Source organism: Kitasatospora sp. SC0581, from assembly GCF_048159585.1.
GTDB lineage: Bacteria > Actinomycetota > Actinomycetes > Streptomycetales > Streptomycetaceae > Kitasatospora.
Genome location: NZ_JBLRWA010000127.1, coordinates 1 through 474 on the forward strand (window position 1 = coordinate 1; position 474 = coordinate 474).

General features: G+C 33.5%; 1 protein-coding gene. It reads right to left on the bottom strand.

Translation table 11 applies throughout. From position 1 onward, the window contains the following. Positions 1-452 (bottom strand): ABC transporter ATP-binding protein (locus ACLWS4_RS37415; protein ID WP_416876487.1); only part of this gene is annotated, 452 nt, incomplete at its 3' end. Positions 453-474 lie beyond the last annotated feature (22 nt).

The following is a 474-nucleotide window of genomic DNA, read 5'->3' on the forward strand; positions in this document are numbered from 1 at the left end:
GCTACTCTTTGTTGTTCCCCTCCTGATAAAAAGTCAGGAAGTTTATGTAATTGATTTTCAATCCCTAAATGTCTGGCTAATTCTGCTATCTTATCCATTTTTTCTTGTCTATTTGTAAATATGAGGGGAAGTTCTATATTTTCTTTGACAGTCAATTCCGGAATTAGCTGAAAAGATTGGAATACAAATCCGTATTTTTCTCCTCTAATAGCAGCCTGGTCTGAATCCTTCAGATCATAAAAGGATTTTCCTTTGTAATATACCTTTCCAGATGTAGGTTTCTCCATTCCTCCCAAAATATTTAACAAAGTTGATTTTCCTGCTCCGCTTTTCCCCTCAATAACATAAATCTTCCCTTTTTCAATAGAAAGGGATGTTTCTTTCAATTCCATGTTATTGCTCTTTTGATTATATCTTTTACAAATTCGGCTAGCTTCAATTAAGGCACCCATAAATATTCTCCTTTAATAAAAC